This window comes from Vibrio fortis (assembly GCF_024347475.1).
In the GTDB taxonomy this organism is placed as follows: Bacteria; Pseudomonadota; Gammaproteobacteria; order Enterobacterales; family Vibrionaceae; genus Vibrio; species Vibrio fortis.
The window spans coordinates 2,918,135-2,937,692 of record NZ_AP025487.1 but is presented as its reverse complement, the minus strand read 5'-3'; the positions used below and the strand labels follow the sequence as shown (position 1 = coordinate 2,937,692).

The following is a 19,558-nucleotide window of genomic DNA, read 5'->3' as shown; positions in this document are numbered from 1 at the left end:
GGTAAGGAATTAAGTGACTACTACAGAAACAGTCAATGCGGATGTGTTACTTGAAATGGAATCAGTCAATGTCATGCCATTCAGTGAACACGATAAAATCATTCTAAGATCTTATGAGGCCGTTGTTGATGGCATCGCAAGTCTTATTGGTCCGTTTTGTGAAATCGTTTTGCACTCGTTAGAGGATCTCAATACCTCTGCGATTAAGATTGCCAACGGCGAGAATACTGGGCGTCAGGTTGGCTCTCCAATCACCGATTTAGCGCTAAAAATGCTGAAAGATATCGAAGGCTCTAAGCGTAATTTCTCTCGTTCATACTTTACTCGCGCAAAAGGTGGTGTGTTAATGAAGTCGATTACGGTGGCTATCCGTAATGGTGACGACCGAGTTATTGGCCTGCTTTGTATCAACGTAAACCTTGATGCACCGTTCTCACAAGTGTTGCAATCGTTCATGCCAACGCAAGATGCAGATGAAGCGGCGTCTTCAGTGAACTTTGCAAGTGACGTTGAAGAGCTGGTAGACCAAACCGTAGAGCGCACAATCGAAGAGATCAATGCGGATAAGTCGGTGTCGAACAACACTAAGAACCGTCAAATCGTCATGGAACTCTACGACAAAGGGATCTTCGATATTAAAGATGCGATTAACCGCGTTGCAGAGCGCCTAAATATCTCAAAACATACGGTTTACCTGTATATCCGTCAGCGTAAAACAGAGGATGATGAGAGTTGAGTTCAAGCCTAACGTATACCCTGTTAGTTAATGGGCCAATCTACGGCTCCCAGTCTGCGAAAAATGCCTACCAGTTTGCGCTTGCAGTGATAGAGAGAGGACACCAACTCAAGAGTGTCTTCTTCTATCAAGACGGCGTGAGCAATGGTTCAGCACTGACCGTACCGGCTAATGACGAATTCGATCTTGCTGGAGCATGGCAAAAGTTAGCGTCACAACATGAGGTTCGATTGGAAACTTGTGTGGCAGCGGCATTGCGTCGAGGTGTGGTGAGCGAAGACGAAGCGAATCAACATCAGCTTGATAGCCATAACTTGGCAGAAGGTTTTGAGCAAGCGGGTTTAGGTAGCCTGGCTGAGGCAATGTTGACTCACGATAGGGTAGTACAGTTTTGAAAAAGTTAGGGTACGTATTTAACAGCTTTCCTCATAGTACTGCATCGGGCAGAGAAGGCCTGGATGCGCTACTAGCGGCATCAGCTTATACCGAAGAGATCTCAGTGTTTTTTGTCGGTAATGGGGTGACACAACTGCTAGAACAGCAGCAACCAAGAGAGTCTTTATCTCGCGATTATATCGCAGCATTTAAATTGATGGAGCTTTACGATATCGAGCAGGTCTATGTATGTGAGCAGAGTTTACAGCGCTTTGGACTATCGAGTGAGCAACTCGTGATTGATACTCAAGTGTTGGCCCCAAGTGCTATGGCGCAGCAATTTGCGCAATGCGACCAGATACTCACATTTTAGAGGTTTAACATGCTGCACATCATCAAGACGATTGAAAAGCTCAGTCTCGCACTCACCTATCGTCAGCCTGGCGAACACTTATTGTTAACTGAAGAGGCGGTTTACGCAACATTGCCAAGTCATGAGCTTGCGCAGCAGTTAATGGATATCGAAGAAGTGTCTGTGCTGGAGCCAGATCTCAACAGCCGTGGTTTGCAAACTCTTGTGTCGGAATCATTAACAAAAGTGGACTATTTGGGCTTCGTTACGCTCACCGAGCAGCATCAACAATCCATCACTTGGTAGTCCTTTCCCACTTTTATCGACCGAATAGAGCATCCTTAGCTCTAGATGGCTAAAAAAGATCTGTATATTTCTTGACACACATCCCACTGCTGAATAGAATTTTGCGTCCCTAATTGCCACGTGTAGTTAGGGATAGATTTTTCACAAAGCTTACTTTCAAGTAAATTTCAGGAGCTAGTTAATGGCAACTATTAACCAGTTGGTACGTAAGCCTCGTGCAAAGCAAGTTGTTAAAAGCAACGTGCCTGCACTAGAAGCGTGTCCACAAAAACGTGGTGTATGTACTCGTGTTTACACTACTACACCTAAAAAACCTAACTCGGCACTACGTAAAGTATGTCGTGTACGTCTAACTAACGGTTTCGAAGTAACTTCGTACATCGGTGGTGAAGGTCACAACCTTCAAGAGCACAGTGTTGTTCTAATCCGTGGCGGTCGTGTAAAAGACCTTCCGGGTGTACGTTACCACACAGTTCGCGGCGCACTAGACTGTGCTGGCGTTAACGACCGTAAGCAAGGTCGTTCTAAGTACGGTGTTAAGCGTCCAAAATCTTAATGGTATCCGTTAAGTAAGGCCAAACACTGAATTAATTTTAATTTTTGAAGAAACTGAAAAGTTTTGGATAACCTGAAGAAGACAACGGAGAAAATCCATGCCACGTCGTCGCGTCATCGGTCAGCGTAAGATCCTTCCAGATCCAAAGTTCAAATCTGAACTGCTGGCAAAATTCGTTAACATCCTAATGGTTGACGGTAAGAAATCTACTGCAGAAAAAATCGTTTACACTGCACTAGATGCAATGGCTGAGAAATCTGGTAAAGATCACTTAGCTGTATTTGAAGAAGCTCTTGAAAATGTTCGCCCAGCGGTAGAGGTTAAATCTCGCCGTGTAGGTGGTTCAACTTACCAAGTACCTGTAGAAGTACGTCCGGTTCGCCGTAACGCACTTGCTATGCGTTGGGTAGTTGAAGCTGCGCGTAAGCGTGGTGAAAAATCTATGGCTCAACGCCTAGCAGCTGAAATGCTAGACGCGTCTGAGAACAAAGGTACTGCGGTTAAGAAACGTGAAGACGTTCACCGCATGGCTGACGCAAACAAAGCGTTCGCTCATTACCGTTGGTAATACCTTTTCAGTGCTGCAAGGTTCCTTGCAGCACTTCTTTAGTTCCTATGCGTATGCTAGGAACTATTGCTATTTCTAGAGGGATGCTTTTTTAGCAACTAATCTGGATATAGCAATAGTCCCTAAGTCTCTAAGTAAAGAGGATTCAACCGTGGCTCGTAAAACTCCTATTGAGCGCTACCGTAATATCGGTATTGTTGCTCACGTAGATGCAGGTAAAACAACCACAAGTGAACGTATTCTGTTCTATACCGGTCTTTCTCACAAAATCGGCGAAGTTCACGATGGTGCAGCAACCATGGACTGGATGGAGCAAGAGCAAGAACGTGGTATCACAATCACTTCAGCAGCAACCACTACGTTTTGGCGTGGTATGGAAGCTCAATTCCCAGATCACCGTATCAACATCATCGACACTCCTGGACACGTTGACTTCACGATTGAAGTAGAACGTTCTCTTCGTGTACTTGATGGCGCAGTTGTTGTGTTCTGTGGCTCGTCTGGTGTTGAACCTCAATCAGAGACAGTATGGCGTCAAGCCGACAAGTACCAAGTTCCTCGTATGGTTTTCGTTAACAAAATGGACCGTACAGGCGCAGACTTCCTACGTGTAATTGATCAAATCAAGGATCGCTTAGGCGCGACACCTGTTCCAATTCAATTGAACATCGGTGCCGAAGAAAACTTCCAAGGTGTTGTCGATCTTATCAAGATGAAGGCAATTAACTGGAACGAAGCTGACCAAGGCATGACGTTTACGTACGAAGACATTCCTGCAGACATGCAAGAAATGGCGGAAGAATATCGTACAGAACTTATTGAAGCGGCGGCTGAAGCCTCTGAAGAGCTGATGGATAAGTACCTTGAAGAAGGTGAACTATCAGAAGAAGAGATTAAGCTAGGCCTTCGTACTCGTACCCTTAACAATGAAATTGTACTGGCAACTTGTGGTAGTGCATTCAAAAACAAAGGCGTACAAGCTGTTCTTGATGCAGTGGTTGATTTCCTTCCTTCTCCAGTTGATGTACCTGCAATCAAAGGTATCGACGAAGACGAGAATGAAGCAGAGCGTCACGCAGATGACAACGAACCGTTCTCTGCACTTGCATTTAAGATCGCAACCGACCCATTCGTTGGTACTCTAACCTTCATCCGTGTTTACTCTGGTGTGGTTGAAAGTGGTAAAACGGCTTACAACTCAGTGAAGAAACAGCGTGAACGTCTAGGGCGCATTGTACAAATGCACTCAAATAAGCGTGAAGAAGTGAAAGAAGTACGAGCTGGTGACATCGCAGCCATTATTGGTTTGAAAGAAGTGACTACCGGCGAAACGCTATGTGACCAGAACCATAAGATTGTTCTTGAACGCATGGAGTTCCCAGATCCAGTTATCCAGATCGTTGTAGAGCCAAGCTCACAAGCTGATCAAGATAAAATGACAATTGCTCTAGCTAAGCTAGCAGCAGAAGACCCATCGTTCCGCGTCGATATGGACGACGAAACAGGCCAGACTCTGATTTCTGGTATGGGTGAACTACACTTAGATATCATCGTTGACCGTATGAAGCGCGAATTTAGCGTGAACTGCAACGTTGGTAATCCGCAAGTGGCTTACCGTGAAACAATTCGTGGTACAGCGAAAGCGGAAGGTAAATTTATCCGTGAACACGGTGGTAAAGGTCAGTACGGTCACGTGTGGCTGAAACTGGAACCATCAGAAGTTGGCGAAGGCTTTGTCTTCGTGGATGAAATTGCCAATGGTACTGTACCAAAAGAGTTTATCGCTTCAGTGGCCAAAGGCGTTGAAGAGCAGATGAACAATGGTGTGCTTGCTGGCTACCCAGTTCTGGATATCAAAGCTACACTATATGATGGTTCTTACCATGAAACAGATTCAAGTGAGATGGCGTTTACAATCGCTGCCTCTATGGCTTTCAGAACGGGTGCACTAGAAGCGCAACCGGTTCTGCTTGAGCCTATGATGAAAGTTGAAGTAACTACTCCAGAAGACTGGATGGGTGACGTTGTTGGCGATATTAACCGTCGTCGCGGCATCATCGAAGGTATGGACGAGGGGACAGCTGGCCTGAAGATAATTCGTGCACAAGTTCCGTTGTCTGTCATGTTCGGTTATTCAACTGATTTACGTTCTGCGACACAAGGTCGTGCTTCTTACTCTATGGAGTTTAGTGAGTACGCTGAAGTGCCAAACAATGTTGCAAAAGCAATCATTGCAGAGCGTGGTTAAACAATAGGGCTGCATTTTTTTCATTTTTTTGAAAGATCTAATGCGTCCAAATATTGCGCTAACGAGAGTTGGCGCATAAAATAGCAATTTCTGGCGCGTCTCGACCAATAATGGTCGTGGCGAATCATAACTAGGAAGGAACACGATCGTGTCTAAAGAAAAATTTGAACGTACGAAACCGCACGTAAACGTTGGTACTATCGGCCACGTTGACCACGGTAAAACAACTCTAACTGCTGCTATCTGTACTACACTTGCAAAAGTGTACGGTGGTGAAGCGAAAGACTTCGCATCTATCGATAACGCTCCAGAAGAGCGTGAGCGCGGTATCACAATCGCAACTTCTCACGTTGAGTACGACACTCCATCACGTCACTACGCACACGTAGACTGTCCAGGACACGCGGATTATGTTAAAAACATGATCACTGGTGCTGCACAAATGGACGGCGGTATCCTAGTTGTTGCTGCGACTGACGGCCCAATGCCTCAAACTCGTGAGCACATCCTACTTGGTCGTCAAGTTGGTATCCCTTACATCATCGTATTCATGAACAAATGTGACATGGTTGATGACGAAGAGCTACTAGAACTAGTAGAAATGGAAGTTCGTGAACTTCTTTCTGAGTACGAATTCCCAGGTGATGATCTACCAGTAATCCAAGGTTCAGCTCTTGGCGCACTAAACGGCGAGAAGCAATGGGAAGACAAGATCGTTGAGCTTGCAGAAGCACTAGATTCTTACATCCCAGAGCCAGAGCGTGCAGTAGACCAACCGTTCCTACTACCAATCGAAGACGTATTCTCGATCCAAGGTCGTGGTACTGTTGTAACTGGTCGTATCGAGCGTGGTATCCTACGCGTAGGTGACGAAGTAGAAATCGTTGGTATCAAAGAAACAACAATGACTACTTGTACTGGTGTTGAGATGTTCCGTAAGCTTCTTGACGAAGGTCGTGCAGGTGAGAACGTTGGTGCACTTCTACGTGGTACTAAGCGTGACGAAGTTGAACGTGGTCAAGTACTATCTGCTAAAGGTTCTATCAACCCACACACTAAATTTGAGTCAGAAGTGTACGTACTTTCTAAAGATGAAGGCGGCCGTCACACTCCTTTCTTCAAAGGTTACCGTCCACAGTTCTACTTCCGTACAACTGACGTAACAGGCGACATCACTCTACCAGAAGGCGTAGAGATGGTAATGCCAGGTGATAACGTTCAAATGACTGTTGAGCTAATCGCTCCAATCGCAATGGACGAAGGCCTACGTTTCGCTATCCGTGAAGGTGGCCGTACTGTAGGTGCTGGTGTTGTAGCTAAAATCTTCGCTTAATAACGAATGATTTTGCTCTCTCTTCATTAGAAGAGGCGCATCATAAAAAGGGAGGCTTCGGCTTCCCTTTTTTATTTTGAGTAAAATACGAGTGGTTATAAGAAAACTTTGAAATGCGCTATTAACGCGTACCTCTAATATCCGGTAATACAATTACTTAGCAGAATATAGTCTTAACGCAGTTTCGCTAAGTGTTCCCATCTGTGAAAAGCATGATTTTTCTATAACAAAACGGTCTAACAGTAGTAAAAGATAAGACTGGTAATAAGAATGATTCCTCTTTATATTTAATCTCAAGTTATAAGTTTAGGTTTGAATATGTACGTCTGTTTATGCCATGGAGTATCGGATAAGAAAATCCGAAAACTCGTTGTTGAAGAGGGCATTACTGATATAAAAGGAATTAAGAAATGTACGGCACTCGGCAGTCAATGCGGAAAGTGTGTACGTTCAGCGAAAGAAATCATCAACGAAAGCGCCGCCACATTGTTTAAGCAAGCTGGTTAGTTACTTAGAACTTAACCAAGCTTTTTGACACTTCTCGATTTGGTTCTACAGTTAGAAGAACCGAAGAGGAGAGTGTGCTCATGAAAGGCGATCCAATCATAATTCAACATCTCAATAAAATTCTTGGTAACGAGCTGGTTGCCATTAACCAATATTTTCTTCATGCGCGAATGTACAAAGACTGGGGTCTAAAGCATTTGGCTGATAAGGAATATCATGAATCTATTGACGAGATGAAACATGCCGACCACCTGATAGAACGAATCTTGTTTCTCGAAGGGCTACCTAATCTGCAAGACTTAGGTAAACTCAAAATAGGTGAAGATACCCAGGAAATGTTGGAGTGCGATTTAGCTTTAGAGATGGAGGCCATTCCGGATCTGAAAAATGCCATCGCTTATGCCGAAGATATTCATGACTATGTATCACGTGATCTGTTCCTTGAAATATTGGAAGACGAAGAGGAACACGTTGACTGGTTAGAAACACAGCTAGGTCTTGTTAAAATGACAGGAATCCAAAACTACCTACAAGCTCAATATGTTGATGAAGATGACGATGGCTAAAAGTAGTTAGTTAAAATCGGTAAGATTATCGCAAAAAGCAGAGAGCACCTTGCCTCTGCTTTTTGCGTTATATAAGGGGCTGGTAGGTCGGGCTTGAAGTTTTCGCGATTAATTTTCAAACACCACTTGCATACCAAAGTGTGATCTGTATAATGCACCGCACTGGCTTAAGCTGGTTGTGAACCAATGAGCACTGAGGAGTAGGTTTTGCCTAGTAATGTATACTCAGCTTATGTTCGCGGTTAATAAAAATAGTAAGCTCGTCTTACTTCAAAAGTTAACTGACAATGTGTCCTAATTTTGGATACTACGGTTTCACATAAATCAATCGGCATTCTCTCGTCTTTTCGAGTTTGAGTGGCGATATTGTTTGTGTAATTTTTAATAATTGGAGCTCTGTCTCATGCAGAACCAACGTATTCGTATCCGCCTAAAAGCTTTCGATTACAAGCTAATCGACGCTTCTACTGCGGAAATCGTTGAAACAGCAAAACGTACTGGCGCACAGGTTCGTGGTCCTATCCCACTACCTACTCGTAAAGAGCGTTTCACTGTTCTTATCTCTCCACACGTCAACAAAGATGCACGTGACCAGTACGAAATCCGTACTCACAAGCGTTTGATCGACATCGTTGAGCCAACAGACAAAACTGTTGATGCTCTAATGCGTCTTGATCTTGCTGCTGGCGTTGATGTTCAAATCAGCCTAGGTTAAGGGAGATAAGAATAATGATTGGTCTAGTCGGACGTAAAGTGGGTATGACCCGCGTATTTACTGAAGAAGGCGTTTCTATCCCAGTAACTGTTGTTGAGGTTGAAGCGAACCGTATTTCTCAAGTTAAAACTCTAGAGAACGACGGCTACGCAGCAATCCAAGTAACTACTGGTGCTAAGAAAGCTAACCGTGTAACTAAGCCTGAAGCTGGTCACTTCGCGAAAGCGGGTGTTGAAGCAGGCCGCGGTCTTTGGGAATTCCGTTTAGAAAACGGCGAAGAGTTTGAAGTTGGCGCTGAGCTAAACGTAGAACTTTTCAACGAAATTAAAAAAGTAGACGTTACTGGTACATCTAAAGGTAAAGGCTTCCAAGGCGCAGTTAAGCGTTGGAACTTCTCTACTCAAGATATGACTCACGGTAACTCTTTGTCTCACCGTGCACCGGGTTCAATTGGCCAATGTCAAACTCCAGGTCGCGTGTTTAAAGGCAAGAAAATGGCAGGTCACATGGGTGCTGAGCGTGTAACGACTCAAAACCTAGAGATCGTACGTGTTGACGCTGAGCGCAATCTGCTTCTTATTAAAGGTGCAGTACCAGGCTCAACAGGCGGCAACGTGATCGTAAAACCTGCTGTTAAAGCATAACGTCTAGGAGTAAGTAATGGAATTGATGGTTAAAGGTGCTGATGCACTAACTGTTTCCGAGACTACTTTCGGACGTGACTTCAACGAAGCTCTTGTACACCAAGTAGTTGTTGCATACGCAGCAGGTGCTCGTCAAGGTACTCGTGCTCAAAAGACTCGTTCTGAAGTATCTGGCGGTGGCGCTAAGCCATGGCGTCAAAAAGGTACTGGCCGCGCACGTGCTGGTACAATTCGTAGCCCAATCTGGCGTACAGGTGGTGTTACTTTTGCTGCGAAACCTCAAGATCACAGCCAAAAAGTAAACAAGAAAATGTACCGTGGTGCTATGAAGAGCATTCTTTCTGAGCTTGTTCGTCAAGAGCGTCTAATCGTTGTTGATAACTTCTCAGTAGAAGCACCAAAAACAAAAGAACTTGTAGCTAAGCTTAAAGAGCTTGAGCTAAGCGACGTTCTGATTGTTACTGGCGAAGTAGATGAAAATCTATTCTTAGCTGCTCGTAACCTTTACAAAGTTGACGCGCGTGACGTTGCTGGTATCGACCCAGTATCTCTAATTGCGTTTGACAAGGTTCTAATGACTGCTGACGCAGTTAAGCAAGTTGAGGAGTCGCTAGCATGATCACTGAAGAGCGTATCTTAAAAGTTCTACGTGCTCCGCACATCTCTGAAAAAGCAACTATGGCAGCTGAGAAAGCGAACACTATCGTTTTCAAAGTAGCTAAAGATGCGACTAAAAAAGAGATCAAAGCAGCTGTAGAAAAGCTATTTGAAGTTGAAGTTAAGTCTGTAAATACTCTTGTTCTTAAGGGTAAGACCAAACGTCAAGGTATGCGTGAAGGCCGTCGTTCAGACGTTAAGAAAGCCTACGTTACTTTGAAAGAAGGTCAAGATCTTGACTTCGTTGGCGGCGCGGAATAACAGGAGTAGTTAAAAATGGCTATTGTTAAATGTAAGCCGACTTCCCCTGGTCGTCGTCACGTCGTTAAAGTTGTTAACGCTGACCTACACAAGGGTAAGCCATACGCACCACTTCTAGAGAAAAACTCTAAGAACGGTGGTCGTAACAACAACGGTCGTATCACAGTACGTCACATCGGCGGTGGTCACAAGCACCACTACCGTGTAATTGACTTCAAACGTACTAAAGACGGTATCCCAGCGAAAGTTGAGCGTCTAGAATACGATCCAAACCGTAGCGCTAACATCGCTCTAGTTCTGTACGCAGACGGTGAGCGTCGTTACATCATTGCACCAAAAGGTGTTAACGCAGGTGACCAGATCCAATCTGGTGTAGATGCGCCAATCAAAGCAGGTAACACTCTGCCGATGCGCAACATCCCAGTAGGTTCTACTGTACACTGTGTTGAACTTAAGCCTGGTAAAGGTGCTCAACTAGCTCGTTCGGCTGGTGCTTATGCTCAAATCGTTGCTCGCGACGGTGCATACGTAACTATCCGTCTACGTTCTGGTGAAATGCGCAAAGTACTTTCTGAAGGTCGTGCAACGATCGGTGAAGTTGGTAACTCTGAGCATATGCTACGTGAACTTGGTAAAGCTGGTGCTTCACGCTGGCGCGGCGTACGTCCAACCGTACGTGGTGTAGTAATGAACCCGGTTGATCACCCACACGGTGGTGGTGAAGGCCGCACATCTGGTGGTCGTCACCCAGTTTCTCCTTGGGGCGTTCCTACTAAGGGCTTCAAGACTCGTAAGAACAAGCGCACTGACAAGTACATCGTACGTCGTCGTAACAAGTAATCTATATAAAGAGGAATCGCCATGCCACGTTCTCTCAAGAAAGGTCCTTTTATTGACCTACACTTGCTGAAGAAGGTAGAGAAAGCGGTGGAAAGCGGAGACAAAAAGCCTATTAAGACTTGGTCCCGTCGCTCAATGATCATCCCAACAATGATTGGTTTGACCATCGCTGTCCATAATGGTCGTCAGCACGTTCCAGTTTTCGTTACCGAAGAAATGATCGGTCACAAACTGGGTGAATTTGCACCAACTCGTACTTATCGCGGTCACGCTGCAGATAAGAAAGCTAAGAAGAAGTAAGGAGTAGATGATGGAAGCTTTAGCTAAACATAACTTTGCTCGTATTTCTCCACAGAAAGCTCGCTTAGTTGCAGACCAAATTCGCGGTAAGTCGGTAGACCAAGCTCTAGAAATTCTAACTTTCAGCAACAAAAAAGCTGCTGTTCTAGTTAAGAAAGTTCTAGAGTCAGCTATCGCAAACGCGGAGCATAACGAAGGTGCAGATATCGACGATCTAAATGTCGCTAAAATCTTCGTAGATGAGGGCCCTATCATGAAGCGTATTATGCCTCGTGCTAAAGGCCGTGCGGATCGTATCTTGAAGCGTTCAAGCCACATCACTGTTGTTGTAGCAGATCGCTAGAGACTAGGAGAGTAAGCAATGGGTCAGAAAGTACATCCTAATGGTATTCGTCTTGGCATCGTTAAGCCTTGGAATGCTACATGGTTTGCTAACACCAAAGATTTCGCTGACAACCTAGACGGCGACTTCAAGGTACGTCAGTTCCTTACTAAGGAACTACAAAAAGCATCACTATCTCGTATCGTTATCGAGCGTCCAGCTAAGAGCATCCGTGTGACAATTCACACAGCTCGTCCTGGCGTTGTTATCGGTAAGAAAGGTGAAGACGTTGAGAAGCTACGCGCAGCTGTAGCTAAAATCGCAGGTGTACCAGCGCAGATTAACATCGCTGAAGTACGTAAGCCTGAGTTGGATGGTCAGCTAGTAGCTGATAGCATCGCGTCTCAACTAGAGCGTCGTGTTATGTTCCGTCGTGCTATGAAGCGCGCAGTACAAAACGCTATGCGTCTAGGCGCTAAAGGTATCAAAGTGGAAGTAAGCGGTCGTCTAGGCGGCGCTGAAATCGCACGTTCTGAGTGGTACCGTGAAGGCCGTGTGCCTCTACACACTCTACGTGCAGACATTGATTACGCAACTTCTTCGGCTCACACTCAATACGGTGTGATCGGCATTAAAGTTTGGATCTTTAAAGGTGAGATTCTAGGCGGTATGCCAGCTGCTAACGCAGTAGAGCCTAAAGGCGATAAGCCTAAGAAGCAGCGTAAAGGCCGTAAGTAAGGAGTCGAACGATGCTACAACCAAAACGTACTAAGTTCCGCAAGGTTCAGACTGGTCGTAACCGTGGTCTAGCTAAAGGCACAGAAGTAAGCTTCGGCGAATTCGGTCTTAAAGCTGTTGGCCGTGGCCGTATCACTGCTCGTCAGATCGAAGCGGCACGTCGTGCTATGACACGTCACATTAAGCGTCAAGGTCAAATCTGGATTCGTATTTTCCCAGACAAACCGATTACTGAAAAACCTCTTGAAGTTCGTCAAGGTAAAGGTAAAGGTAACGTTGAGTACTGGGTAGCACAAATCCAACCTGGTAAGGTTATGTACGAAATGAATGGCGTACCAGAAGAGTTGGCACGTGAAGCGTTCCGCCTAGCGGCACGTAAACTGCCTGTTAAAACTACTTTTGTAACTAAGCAGGTGATGTAATGAAAGCACAAGATCTACGCGAAAAGAACGTTGAAGAGCTTAACGCTGAGCTATTGAATTTGCTACGCGAACAGTTCAACCTGCGCATGCAGGCTGCTACTGGTCAGCTTCAGCAAACTCATACTCTAAAAGCTGTACGCCGTGATATCGCACGTGTGAAAACTGTTTTGACTGAAAAGGCAGGCGCATAATGAGCGAAACTAACCGCATCCAGCAAGGTCGTGTAATTAGTGACAAGATGGACAAGTCTATCGTTGTTGCTATCGAGCGTACTGTAAAACACCCAATTTACGGTAAATACGTTAAGCGCACGACTAAAGTACACGCACACGACGAGAACAACACTTGTGGCCTAGGCGACAAAGTTGAAATCGCTGAGTGTCGTCCTCTGTCTAAGACTAAGTCTTGGACATTGGTTAAAGTTCTAGAAAAAGCGAAGATTTAATCTTTGTAATTCTATAACTTATAAGCGGCTCCAAAATATTTTTTGGGGCCGCTTGTTTTTTGTCTACCCAATTCCAAAAAAGGGTGGTACAATTCGCGTCCCTTTTAAAGAGGCAGCCCGACCCGAGAGGGTCTAGTTTTAATATTTAGCGGAGCACTAACAATGATCCAGATGCAAAGTACACTTGACGCAGCAGATAACTCTGGCGCGCGCAAGGTAATGTGTATTAAGGTTCTGGGTGGCTCTCACCGTCGTTATGCACATATCGGTGACATCATCAAAGTTACAGTTAAGGAAGCAATTCCTCGCGGTAAAGTAAAGAAAGGTGATGTTCTGAAGGCGGTTGTAGTGCGCACCCGTAAAGGCGTTCGTCGCCCAGACGGTTCTGTCATTCGCTTCGACAGTAATGCTTGTGTATTGTTAAACGACACTACTGAGCAACCAGTCGGCACACGTATCTTTGGTCCTGTGACTCGTGAACTTCGTAACGCGAAATTCATGAAAATTGTGTCACTAGCACCTGAAGTTCTGTAAGGAGCGGCAACATGGCAGCTAAAATCCGTCGTAATGACGAAGTAATCATTCTTGCTGGTAAAGATAAAGGCAAGAAAGGTAAAGTAACTAAGGTTCTGACAACTGGTAAAGTTATCGTTGAAGGTATCAACCTTGTTAAGAAGCACCAAAAGCCTCAACCGGCTCTAGGTCAACAAGGTGGCATCGTTGAACAAGAAGCAGCAATCGATGCTTCTAACGTTGCAATCTTTAACGCGGCTACTGGTAAAGCAGACCGCATCGGTTTCCGTATCGAAGATGGTAAGAAAGTTCGTTTCTTTAAGTCTAACGGCGAAACTGTTTCTAACTAATTAGAAGTAATTTGGAGTTCTACTATGGCGAAACTGCATGATTACTACAAGTCGTCTGTAGTCGCTGAGCTTACCAAAGAGTTCGGCTACACAAGCGTCATGCAAGTCCCTAGGATTGAGAAAATCACCCTAAACATGGGCGTTGGTGAAGCAATCAACGATAAGAAACTGCTAGAAAACGCAGCAGCTGATATGGCAACGATCTCTGGTCAAAAGCCTCTTATCACTAAAGCGCGTAAATCTGTTGCAGGTTTCAAAATTCGTGAAGGCTACCCAATTGGTTGTAAAGTAACCTTACGTGGCGAACGTATGTGGGAGTTCCTAGAGCGTCTTATCTCTATCGCTCTTCCACGTGTACGTGATTTCCGTGGTGTTAGCGCTAAGTCTTTTGACGGTCGCGGTAACTACAGCATGGGCGTTCGCGAGCAAATCATCTTCCCGGAAATCGACTACGATAAAGTCGATCGTGTGCGCGGTCTTGATATTACTATCACGACGTCTGCTGGCACTGATGCGGAAGGCCGTGCTCTGCTGGCTGCCTTTAACTTCCCATTCCGTAAGTAAGGTGAAGGGTTACTGTTATGGCTAAACAATCAATGAAAGCACGTGAAGCTAAGCGTGCGAAGCTAGTTGCTAAATTCGCTGAAAAGCGTTCAGCACTAAAAGCTCTAATCAGCGATGTAAACGCATCTGAAGAAGAACGTTGGAACGCAGTTCTTAAACTGCAAGCTCTTCCACGTGATTCAAGTGCATCACGTCAGCGCAACCGTTGTAACCAAACTGGTCGTCCACACGGTTACCTACGTAAGTTCGGTCTAAGCCGTATCAAAGTTCGTGAAGCTTGCATGAAAGGCGAGATTCCTGGACTTCGTAAGGCTAGCTGGTAATTGCCACTTAATCATTTGGAGTAAATCTTATGAGCATGCAAGATCCGATTTCGGATATGCTGACCCGCGTTCGTAACGGTCAGGCAGCAAACAAAGTTGCTGTTAAAATGCCTTCTTCAAAGCTTAAAGTTGCAATTGCTGCACTATTAAAAGCTGAAGGTTACATCACTGACTTCGCTGTAGAAGGCGAAGCAAAACCTGAGCTAGAAGTTACTCTTAAGTACTTCCAAGCTAAACCTGTAATCGAGCAAATCAAGCGCGTATCACGCCCTGGTCTACGAGTTTATAAAAATAAAGACTCGCTACCAACAGTGATGGGTGGTCTTGGTATTGCAGTTGTTTCTACTTCCAAGGGTCTTATGACTGACCGTGCTGCTCGCAAAGCAGGTCTTGGCGGTGAAATCATCTGTTACGTAGCTTAATAAGGAGTAGATTATGTCTCGTGTTGCTAAAGCACCTGTCGCTATTCCAGCTGGCGTAGAGGTGAAACTAAACGGCCAAGAAATCACTGTAAAAGGTGGTAAAGGTGAGCTTACTCGCGTTCTTAACGACGCCGTAGTTATCGCACAGGAAGAAAACAACCTAACTTTCGGTCCGAAAGAAGGTGTTGCTAACGCATGGGCACAAGCTGGTACAGCTCGCGCTCTAGTTAACAACATGGTTGTGGGTGTTACTGAGGGCTTCACTAAGAAGCTAACTCTAAAGGGTGTTGGTTACCGTGCTGCTATGAAAGGCAACTCTGTAGCTCTAACTCTTGGTTTTTCTCACCCAGTAGAGCACGCTCTACCTGAAGGTATTAAAGCTGAGTGCCCTAGCCAAACTGAGATCGTTGTAACTGGTTGTGACAAGCAACTAGTTGGTCAAGTTGCGGCTGACATTCGTTCTTACCGTGAACCTGAGCCATACAAAGGCAAGGGTGTACGTTACGCAGATGAAAATGTGCGTACTAAAGAAGCTAAGAAGAAGTAAGGTATCACTATGGATAAGAAAGCATCTCGCATCCGTCGTGCTACACGTGCACGTCGTAAGATTGCAGAACTTCGCGTTGAGCGTCTAGTAGTACACCGTACTCCTCGTCACGTATACGCACAAGTTATCGCGGCAAACGGCTCTGAGGTTATCGCAGCTGCTTCTACTGTAGAAAAAGCGATCCGTGAGCAAGTTAAGAACACTGGTAACATCGATGCAGCTAAAGCAGTAGGTAAAGCTGTTGCTGAGCGCGCTCTTGAAAAAGGCGTAACTGCTGTTGCATTTGATCGTTCTGGTTTCCAATACCACGGTCGAGTAGCGGCGCTAGCAGATTCTGCTCGCGAAGCTGGTCTGAAATTCTAAGGTAGGGTTGGAAGATGGCTAAAGAACAACAACAAGCTAATGATTTGCAAGAAAAGCTGATCGCAGTTAACCGTGTTTCTAAGACGGTTAAAGGTGGTCGAATCATGAGCTTCACTGCACTAACAGTAGTTGGTGACGGTAACGGTCGTGTAGGTTTCGGTTACGGCAAAGCTCGTGAAGTACCTGCAGCGATCCAAAAAGCAATGGAAAAGGCGCGTCGTAATATGGTTACTGTTGCGCTGAACGAAGGCACACTTCACCACCCGGTGAAAGGTCGTCATTCGGGCTCTAAAGTTTACATGCAGCCAGCTGCAGAAGGTACAGGTGTAATTGCCGGTGGTGCAATGCGTGCTGTACTTGAAGTTGCAGGTGTACACAACGTACTTTCTAAAGCATACGGTTCTACGAACCCTATCAACATCGTTCGTGCAACGATTGGTGCTCTAGTAGACGTTAAGTCACCAGAAATGGTTGCTGCTAAACGTGGTCTAACTGTTGAATCTATTTCGGAGTAAGCACACGATGGCAACTATTAAAGTAACTCAAACTAAAAGCTCAATTGGTCGCCTACCTAAGCACAAAGCGTGTCTTAAAGGTCTAGGCCTTCGTCGCATCAACCATACAGTAGAACTTGAAGATACTCCGTGCGTACGCGGTATGATCAACAAGGTTTACTACATGGTTAAGATTGAGGAGTAATCAGAATGCGTTTGAATACTCTATCACCGGCTGCTGGCTCTAAACCTTCTAAGAAGCGTGTAGGTCGTGGTATCGGTTCTGGCCTTGGTAAAACAGGTGGCCGCGGTCACAAAGGTCAAAAATCACGCTCTGGCGGTTCAGTTCGTCCAGGTTTCGAAGGCGGTCAAATGCCTCTGAAACAGCGTCTACCAAAATTCGGTTTCACTTCTCGTAAGAGCCTAGTGTCTGCTGAAGTTCGTCTAGCTGAGCTAGCGAAAGTAACTGGTGACGTAGTTGATCTGAACAGCCTAAAAGCTGCTAACGTTATCACTAAGAACATCGAATTCGTTAAGATCGTTCTTTCTGGTGAACTTAGCAAAGCTGTGACTGTTAAAGGTCTACGCGTGACTAAAGGCGCTAAAGCTGCAATCGAAGCTGCAGGCGGTAAAATCGAGGAATAATCTCGAGGAACGAGGTACAGATGGCTAAGAAACCAGGACAAGATTTTCGTAGTGCTCAGAGCGGCTTAAGTGAACTAAAGTCGCGCTTATTATTCGTAATTGGTGCACTTTTAGTATTCCGAGCAGGCTCTTTTGTGCCGATCCCTGGTATTGACGCTGCTGTACTTGCCGATTTGTTCGAACAGCAAAAAGGTACCATCGTTGAAATGTTTAACATGTTCTCCGGTGGTGCTCTTGAGCGTGCATCTATATTAGCATTGGGTATCATGCCGTATATTTCGGCATCGATCGTAGTCCAATTGTTAACTGTAGTTCATCCAGCGTTAGCGGAACTCAAGAAAGAGGGTGAAGCAGGCCGTCGTAAGATCAGCCAATATACACGCTACGGCACGCTTGTACTTGCAACATTCCAAGCTATTGGTATTGCAACGGGCTTACCAAACATGGTCGATAATCTGGTTGTTATCAACCAAACCATGTTTACGCTTATTGCTACCGTGAGTTTAGTAACTGGTACCATGTTCTTAATGTGGTTAGGTGAACAAATCACTGAGCGAGGAATCGGTAATGGTATCTCCATTCTGATTTTTGCAGGTATTGTTGCTGGATTGCCTTCTGCAATCGGTCAAACAATCGAGCAAGCGCGTCAAGGTGAATTGCATGTGCTTCTTCTGCTGTTAATTGCTGTACTGTCTTTTGCTGTAATTTACTTCGTTGTTTTCATGGAACGTGGTCAACGCCGAATCGTTGTTAACTACGCGAAGCGTCAACAAGGTCGTAAAGTATTTGCAGCACAAAGCTCGCACCTACCGTTGAAAATCAACATGGCAGGTGTTATTCCAGCAATCTTTGCATCGAGCATTATCTTGTTCCCAGGAACATTGGCTCAGTGGTTTGGTCAGAATGGTGAGAGCAGCGCGTTCGGTTGGTTAACTGACGTGTCATTGGCTCTTAGCCCAGGTCAACCTCTGTATGTAATGCTATATGCTGCAGCTATAATCTTCTTCTGTTTCTTCTATACAGCGTTGGTGTTTAACCCACGTGAAACAGCTGATAACTTGAAGAAGTCTGGTGCATTCGTACCCGGTATCCGCCCAGGTGAGCAGACAGCGAAGTATATCGATAAAGTGATGACAAGATTGACCCTAGCGGGCGCTCTATACATTACCTTTATCTGTCTGATTCCTGAATTCATGATGGTCGCGTGGAACGTACGTTTCTACTTCGGCGGTACATCACTACTAATCGTAGTTGTTGTTATCATGGATTTCATGGCACAGGTACAGACTCATCTGATGTCCCAACAGTATGATTCTGTGTTAAAGAAAGCGAATCTGAAAGGTTACGGCCGTTAATCCGGCGGTGACGTTCAGTTCCATTTACGGAGTTTAGCAATGAAAGTTCGTGCTTCCGTTAAAAAAATCTGCCGTAACTGTAAAGTTATCAAGCGTAACGGTGTCGTTCGCGTGATTTGCAGTGAGCCAAAGCATAAGCAACGCCAAGGCTAATTAGCAGAAATTTTTACTTGAAATACAAGGTAGAGTCGAGTATATTTCTCGGCCTACCTTTTGCGTGCAAAAGAAGTAGTATGCCGCAGCGTATCCATAACGGGCTTTGCTGCGGATAATTCTTTTATGAAACATTGGAGTGAATAATGGCCCGTATAGCAGGCATTAACATTCCTGATCACAAGCATTCTGTGATTGCACTTACTGCAATCTACGGTATCGGTAAAACTCGCTCTCAAGCTATTCTAGCTGAAGTGGGTATTGCTGAAGATGCTAAGATCAGTGAACTAACTGAAGAGCAGATCGATCAACTGCGTGATGGTGTAGCTAAGTACACTGTAGAAGGTGATCTACGTCGTGAAGTATCGATGAACATCAAGCGTCTTATGGACCTTGGCTGTTACCGCGGTCTTCGTCATCGTCGCAGTCTACCACTACGTGGACAGCGTACTAAAACCAACGCTCGCACCCGTAAGGGTCCGCGCAAGCCGATCAAGAAATAATCGGATAAGGTAGAGTACAATGGCAAAACAACCAACTCGCGCTCGTAAGCGCGTACGCAAGCAAGTAGCTGATGGCGTAGCGCACATCCATGCTTCTTTCAACAACACAATCGTAACTATCACTGACCGTCAAGGCAACGCTCTTGCATGGGCTACAGCAGGTGGTTCAGGTTTCCGTGGTTCTCGTAAATCTACTCCGTTCGCAGCACAAGTTGCAGCTGAGCGTTGTGGTGAAATGGCTAAAGAATATGGCCTAAAGAACTTGGAAGTTATGGTTAAGGGTCCAGGTCCAGGTCGTGAATCTACTGTTCGCGCACTGAACGCTGCTGGTTTCCGTATCACAAACATTGTTGATGCGACTCCAATCCCTCATAACGGTTGTCGTCCACCTAAGAAACGTCGCGTTTAATTCGTTTCTAGGATAATTGGAGAAAG

35 protein-coding genes are annotated in these 19,558 nt (G+C 45.3%); all 35 read left to right on the top strand.

Annotated features, from left to right (window positions below):
* Positions 1-13: 13 nt before the first annotated feature.
* Entirely contained in the window at positions 14-736 is a 723-nt protein-coding gene (locus OCV50_RS13070) for a helix-turn-helix transcriptional regulator (RefSeq protein WP_032550043.1), read from the top strand.
* Complete coding sequence (gene tusD, locus OCV50_RS13065) at positions 733-1,131, top strand: sulfurtransferase complex subunit TusD (RefSeq protein ID WP_239841890.1); 399 nt, start codon at positions 733-735, stop codon at positions 1,129-1,131. Before OCV50_RS13070 ends, tusD begins: the two co-directional genes overlap by 4 nt.
* Positions 1,128-1,484, top strand: a complete 357-nt coding sequence (gene tusC / locus OCV50_RS13060) for a sulfurtransferase complex subunit TusC (RefSeq protein ID WP_261903224.1) — start codon at positions 1,128-1,130, stop codon at positions 1,482-1,484. The genes tusD and tusC overlap by 4 nt, the downstream gene beginning before the upstream one ends.
* 9 nt (positions 1,485-1,493) lie before the next feature.
* Complete coding sequence (gene tusB / locus OCV50_RS13055) at positions 1,494-1,769, top strand: sulfurtransferase complex subunit TusB (RefSeq protein WP_261903223.1); 276 nt, start codon at positions 1,494-1,496, stop codon at positions 1,767-1,769.
* A gap of 181 nt (positions 1,770-1,950) precedes the next feature.
* A complete protein-coding gene (gene rpsL, locus OCV50_RS13050; RefSeq protein WP_004399892.1) occupies positions 1,951-2,325 on the top strand; it encodes a 30S ribosomal protein S12 in 375 nt (124 codons plus the stop codon).
* A 97-nt stretch (positions 2,326-2,422) separates the two neighbouring features.
* A complete protein-coding gene (gene rpsG / locus OCV50_RS13045; RefSeq protein WP_004737195.1) occupies positions 2,423-2,893 on the top strand; it encodes a 30S ribosomal protein S7 in 471 nt (156 codons plus the stop codon).
* A gap of 151 nt (positions 2,894-3,044) precedes the next feature.
* Complete coding sequence (fusA, locus tag OCV50_RS13040) at positions 3,045-5,141, top strand: elongation factor G (protein WP_261903222.1); 2,097 nt, start codon at positions 3,045-3,047, stop codon at positions 5,139-5,141.
* 148 nt (positions 5,142-5,289) lie between these two features.
* Entirely contained in the window at positions 5,290-6,474 is a 1,185-nt protein-coding gene (tuf, locus tag OCV50_RS13035; RefSeq protein ID WP_261903221.1) for an elongation factor Tu, read from the top strand.
* A 318-nt stretch (positions 6,475-6,792) separates the two neighbouring features.
* Entirely contained in the window at positions 6,793-6,981 is a 189-nt protein-coding gene (locus OCV50_RS13030; protein WP_032553336.1) for a (2Fe-2S)-binding protein, read from the top strand.
* 80 nt (positions 6,982-7,061) lie between these two features.
* On the top strand, positions 7,062-7,547 hold the full coding sequence (bfr, locus tag OCV50_RS13025) for a bacterioferritin (protein ID WP_032553335.1): 486 nt from the start codon (positions 7,062-7,064) through the stop codon (positions 7,545-7,547).
* A gap of 403 nt (positions 7,548-7,950) precedes the next feature.
* Positions 7,951-8,262: a 30S ribosomal protein S10 gene (rpsJ, locus tag OCV50_RS13020; RefSeq protein ID WP_001181007.1), complete on the top strand. Its 312-nt coding sequence runs from the start codon at positions 7,951-7,953 to the stop codon at positions 8,260-8,262.
* 14 nt (positions 8,263-8,276) lie between these two features.
* Complete coding sequence (gene rplC / locus OCV50_RS13015; protein ID WP_004738804.1) at positions 8,277-8,906, top strand: 50S ribosomal protein L3; 630 nt, start codon at positions 8,277-8,279, stop codon at positions 8,904-8,906.
* 16 nt (positions 8,907-8,922) lie between these two features.
* A complete protein-coding gene (gene rplD, locus OCV50_RS13010) occupies positions 8,923-9,525 on the top strand; it encodes a 50S ribosomal protein L4 (RefSeq protein ID WP_032553334.1) in 603 nt (200 codons plus the stop codon).
* Entirely contained in the window at positions 9,522-9,824 is a 303-nt protein-coding gene (gene rplW / locus OCV50_RS13005) for a 50S ribosomal protein L23 (protein ID WP_004736765.1), read from the top strand. Before rplD ends, rplW begins: the two co-directional genes overlap by 4 nt.
* A gap of 15 nt (positions 9,825-9,839) precedes the next feature.
* Entirely contained in the window at positions 9,840-10,664 is an 825-nt protein-coding gene (rplB, locus tag OCV50_RS13000; protein ID WP_032553333.1) for a 50S ribosomal protein L2, read from the top strand.
* Positions 10,665-10,685: 21 nt separating this feature from the next.
* A complete protein-coding gene (rpsS, locus tag OCV50_RS12995; RefSeq protein WP_004736729.1) occupies positions 10,686-10,964 on the top strand; it encodes a 30S ribosomal protein S19 in 279 nt (92 codons plus the stop codon).
* Between the two features lie 10 nt (positions 10,965-10,974).
* Complete coding sequence (gene rplV, locus OCV50_RS12990) at positions 10,975-11,307, top strand: 50S ribosomal protein L22 (protein WP_032553332.1); 333 nt, start codon at positions 10,975-10,977, stop codon at positions 11,305-11,307.
* Positions 11,308-11,325: 18 nt separating this feature from the next.
* A complete protein-coding gene (gene rpsC, locus OCV50_RS12985) occupies positions 11,326-12,024 on the top strand; it encodes a 30S ribosomal protein S3 (RefSeq protein ID WP_004738797.1) in 699 nt (232 codons plus the stop codon).
* Between the two features lie 11 nt (positions 12,025-12,035).
* Complete coding sequence (gene rplP / locus OCV50_RS12980) at positions 12,036-12,446, top strand: 50S ribosomal protein L16 (RefSeq protein WP_004398466.1); 411 nt, start codon at positions 12,036-12,038, stop codon at positions 12,444-12,446.
* Positions 12,446-12,637 carry a 50S ribosomal protein L29 gene (gene rpmC, locus OCV50_RS12975; protein WP_004736737.1) on the top strand — a complete coding sequence of 64 codons (192 nt, stop codon included), beginning with the start codon at positions 12,446-12,448 and terminating at the stop codon, positions 12,635-12,637. Before rplP ends, rpmC begins: the two co-directional genes overlap by 1 nt.
* Entirely contained in the window at positions 12,637-12,891 is a 255-nt protein-coding gene (gene rpsQ / locus OCV50_RS12970) for a 30S ribosomal protein S17 (RefSeq protein ID WP_239841885.1), read from the top strand. Before rpmC ends, rpsQ begins: the two co-directional genes overlap by 1 nt.
* A gap of 162 nt (positions 12,892-13,053) precedes the next feature.
* Entirely contained in the window at positions 13,054-13,425 is a 372-nt protein-coding gene (rplN, locus tag OCV50_RS12965; protein WP_004738793.1) for a 50S ribosomal protein L14, read from the top strand.
* An 11-nt stretch (positions 13,426-13,436) separates the two neighbouring features.
* Complete coding sequence (gene rplX / locus OCV50_RS12960) at positions 13,437-13,754, top strand: 50S ribosomal protein L24 (protein WP_032553330.1); 318 nt, start codon at positions 13,437-13,439, stop codon at positions 13,752-13,754.
* A gap of 24 nt (positions 13,755-13,778) precedes the next feature.
* Positions 13,779-14,318: a 50S ribosomal protein L5 gene (gene rplE / locus OCV50_RS12955; RefSeq protein ID WP_239841884.1), complete on the top strand. Its 540-nt coding sequence runs from the start codon at positions 13,779-13,781 to the stop codon at positions 14,316-14,318.
* 17 nt (positions 14,319-14,335) lie between these two features.
* Entirely contained in the window at positions 14,336-14,641 is a 306-nt protein-coding gene (gene rpsN / locus OCV50_RS12950; RefSeq protein ID WP_150869362.1) for a 30S ribosomal protein S14, read from the top strand.
* Between the two features lie 29 nt (positions 14,642-14,670).
* A complete protein-coding gene (rpsH, locus tag OCV50_RS12945) occupies positions 14,671-15,063 on the top strand; it encodes a 30S ribosomal protein S8 (RefSeq protein ID WP_032553327.1) in 393 nt (130 codons plus the stop codon).
* A 13-nt stretch (positions 15,064-15,076) separates the two neighbouring features.
* Positions 15,077-15,610, top strand: coding sequence for a 50S ribosomal protein L6 (rplF, locus tag OCV50_RS12940; RefSeq protein ID WP_032553326.1), 534 nt, complete (start codon positions 15,077-15,079; stop codon positions 15,608-15,610).
* 9 nt (positions 15,611-15,619) lie between these two features.
* On the top strand, positions 15,620-15,973 hold the full coding sequence (rplR, locus tag OCV50_RS12935) for a 50S ribosomal protein L18 (RefSeq protein ID WP_032553325.1): 354 nt from the start codon (positions 15,620-15,622) through the stop codon (positions 15,971-15,973).
* A gap of 14 nt (positions 15,974-15,987) precedes the next feature.
* Positions 15,988-16,488 carry a 30S ribosomal protein S5 gene (gene rpsE, locus OCV50_RS12930; RefSeq protein ID WP_004738783.1) on the top strand — a complete coding sequence of 167 codons (501 nt, stop codon included), beginning with the start codon at positions 15,988-15,990 and terminating at the stop codon, positions 16,486-16,488.
* Between the two features lie 7 nt (positions 16,489-16,495).
* Positions 16,496-16,672, top strand: a complete 177-nt coding sequence (gene rpmD, locus OCV50_RS12925; RefSeq protein ID WP_004736756.1) for a 50S ribosomal protein L30 — start codon at positions 16,496-16,498, stop codon at positions 16,670-16,672.
* Positions 16,673-16,677: 5 nt separating this feature from the next.
* Entirely contained in the window at positions 16,678-17,112 is a 435-nt protein-coding gene (rplO, locus tag OCV50_RS12920; RefSeq protein ID WP_032553324.1) for a 50S ribosomal protein L15, read from the top strand.
* 20 nt (positions 17,113-17,132) lie between these two features.
* Positions 17,133-18,467 (top strand): preprotein translocase subunit SecY, encoded by a 1,335-nt coding sequence (gene secY / locus OCV50_RS12915; protein ID WP_032553323.1) that lies wholly within the window; start codon positions 17,133-17,135, stop codon positions 18,465-18,467.
* A gap of 39 nt (positions 18,468-18,506) precedes the next feature.
* On the top strand, positions 18,507-18,620 hold the full coding sequence (rpmJ, locus tag OCV50_RS12910) for a 50S ribosomal protein L36 (RefSeq protein ID WP_000868186.1): 114 nt from the start codon (positions 18,507-18,509) through the stop codon (positions 18,618-18,620).
* Between the two features lie 146 nt (positions 18,621-18,766).
* Entirely contained in the window at positions 18,767-19,123 is a 357-nt protein-coding gene (gene rpsM, locus OCV50_RS12905) for a 30S ribosomal protein S13 (protein WP_004738779.1), read from the top strand.
* Between the two features lie 19 nt (positions 19,124-19,142).
* Positions 19,143-19,532: a 30S ribosomal protein S11 gene (rpsK, locus tag OCV50_RS12900; RefSeq protein WP_004738778.1), complete on the top strand. Its 390-nt coding sequence runs from the start codon at positions 19,143-19,145 to the stop codon at positions 19,530-19,532.
* The last annotated feature ends 26 nt before the right edge of the window (positions 19,533-19,558 follow it).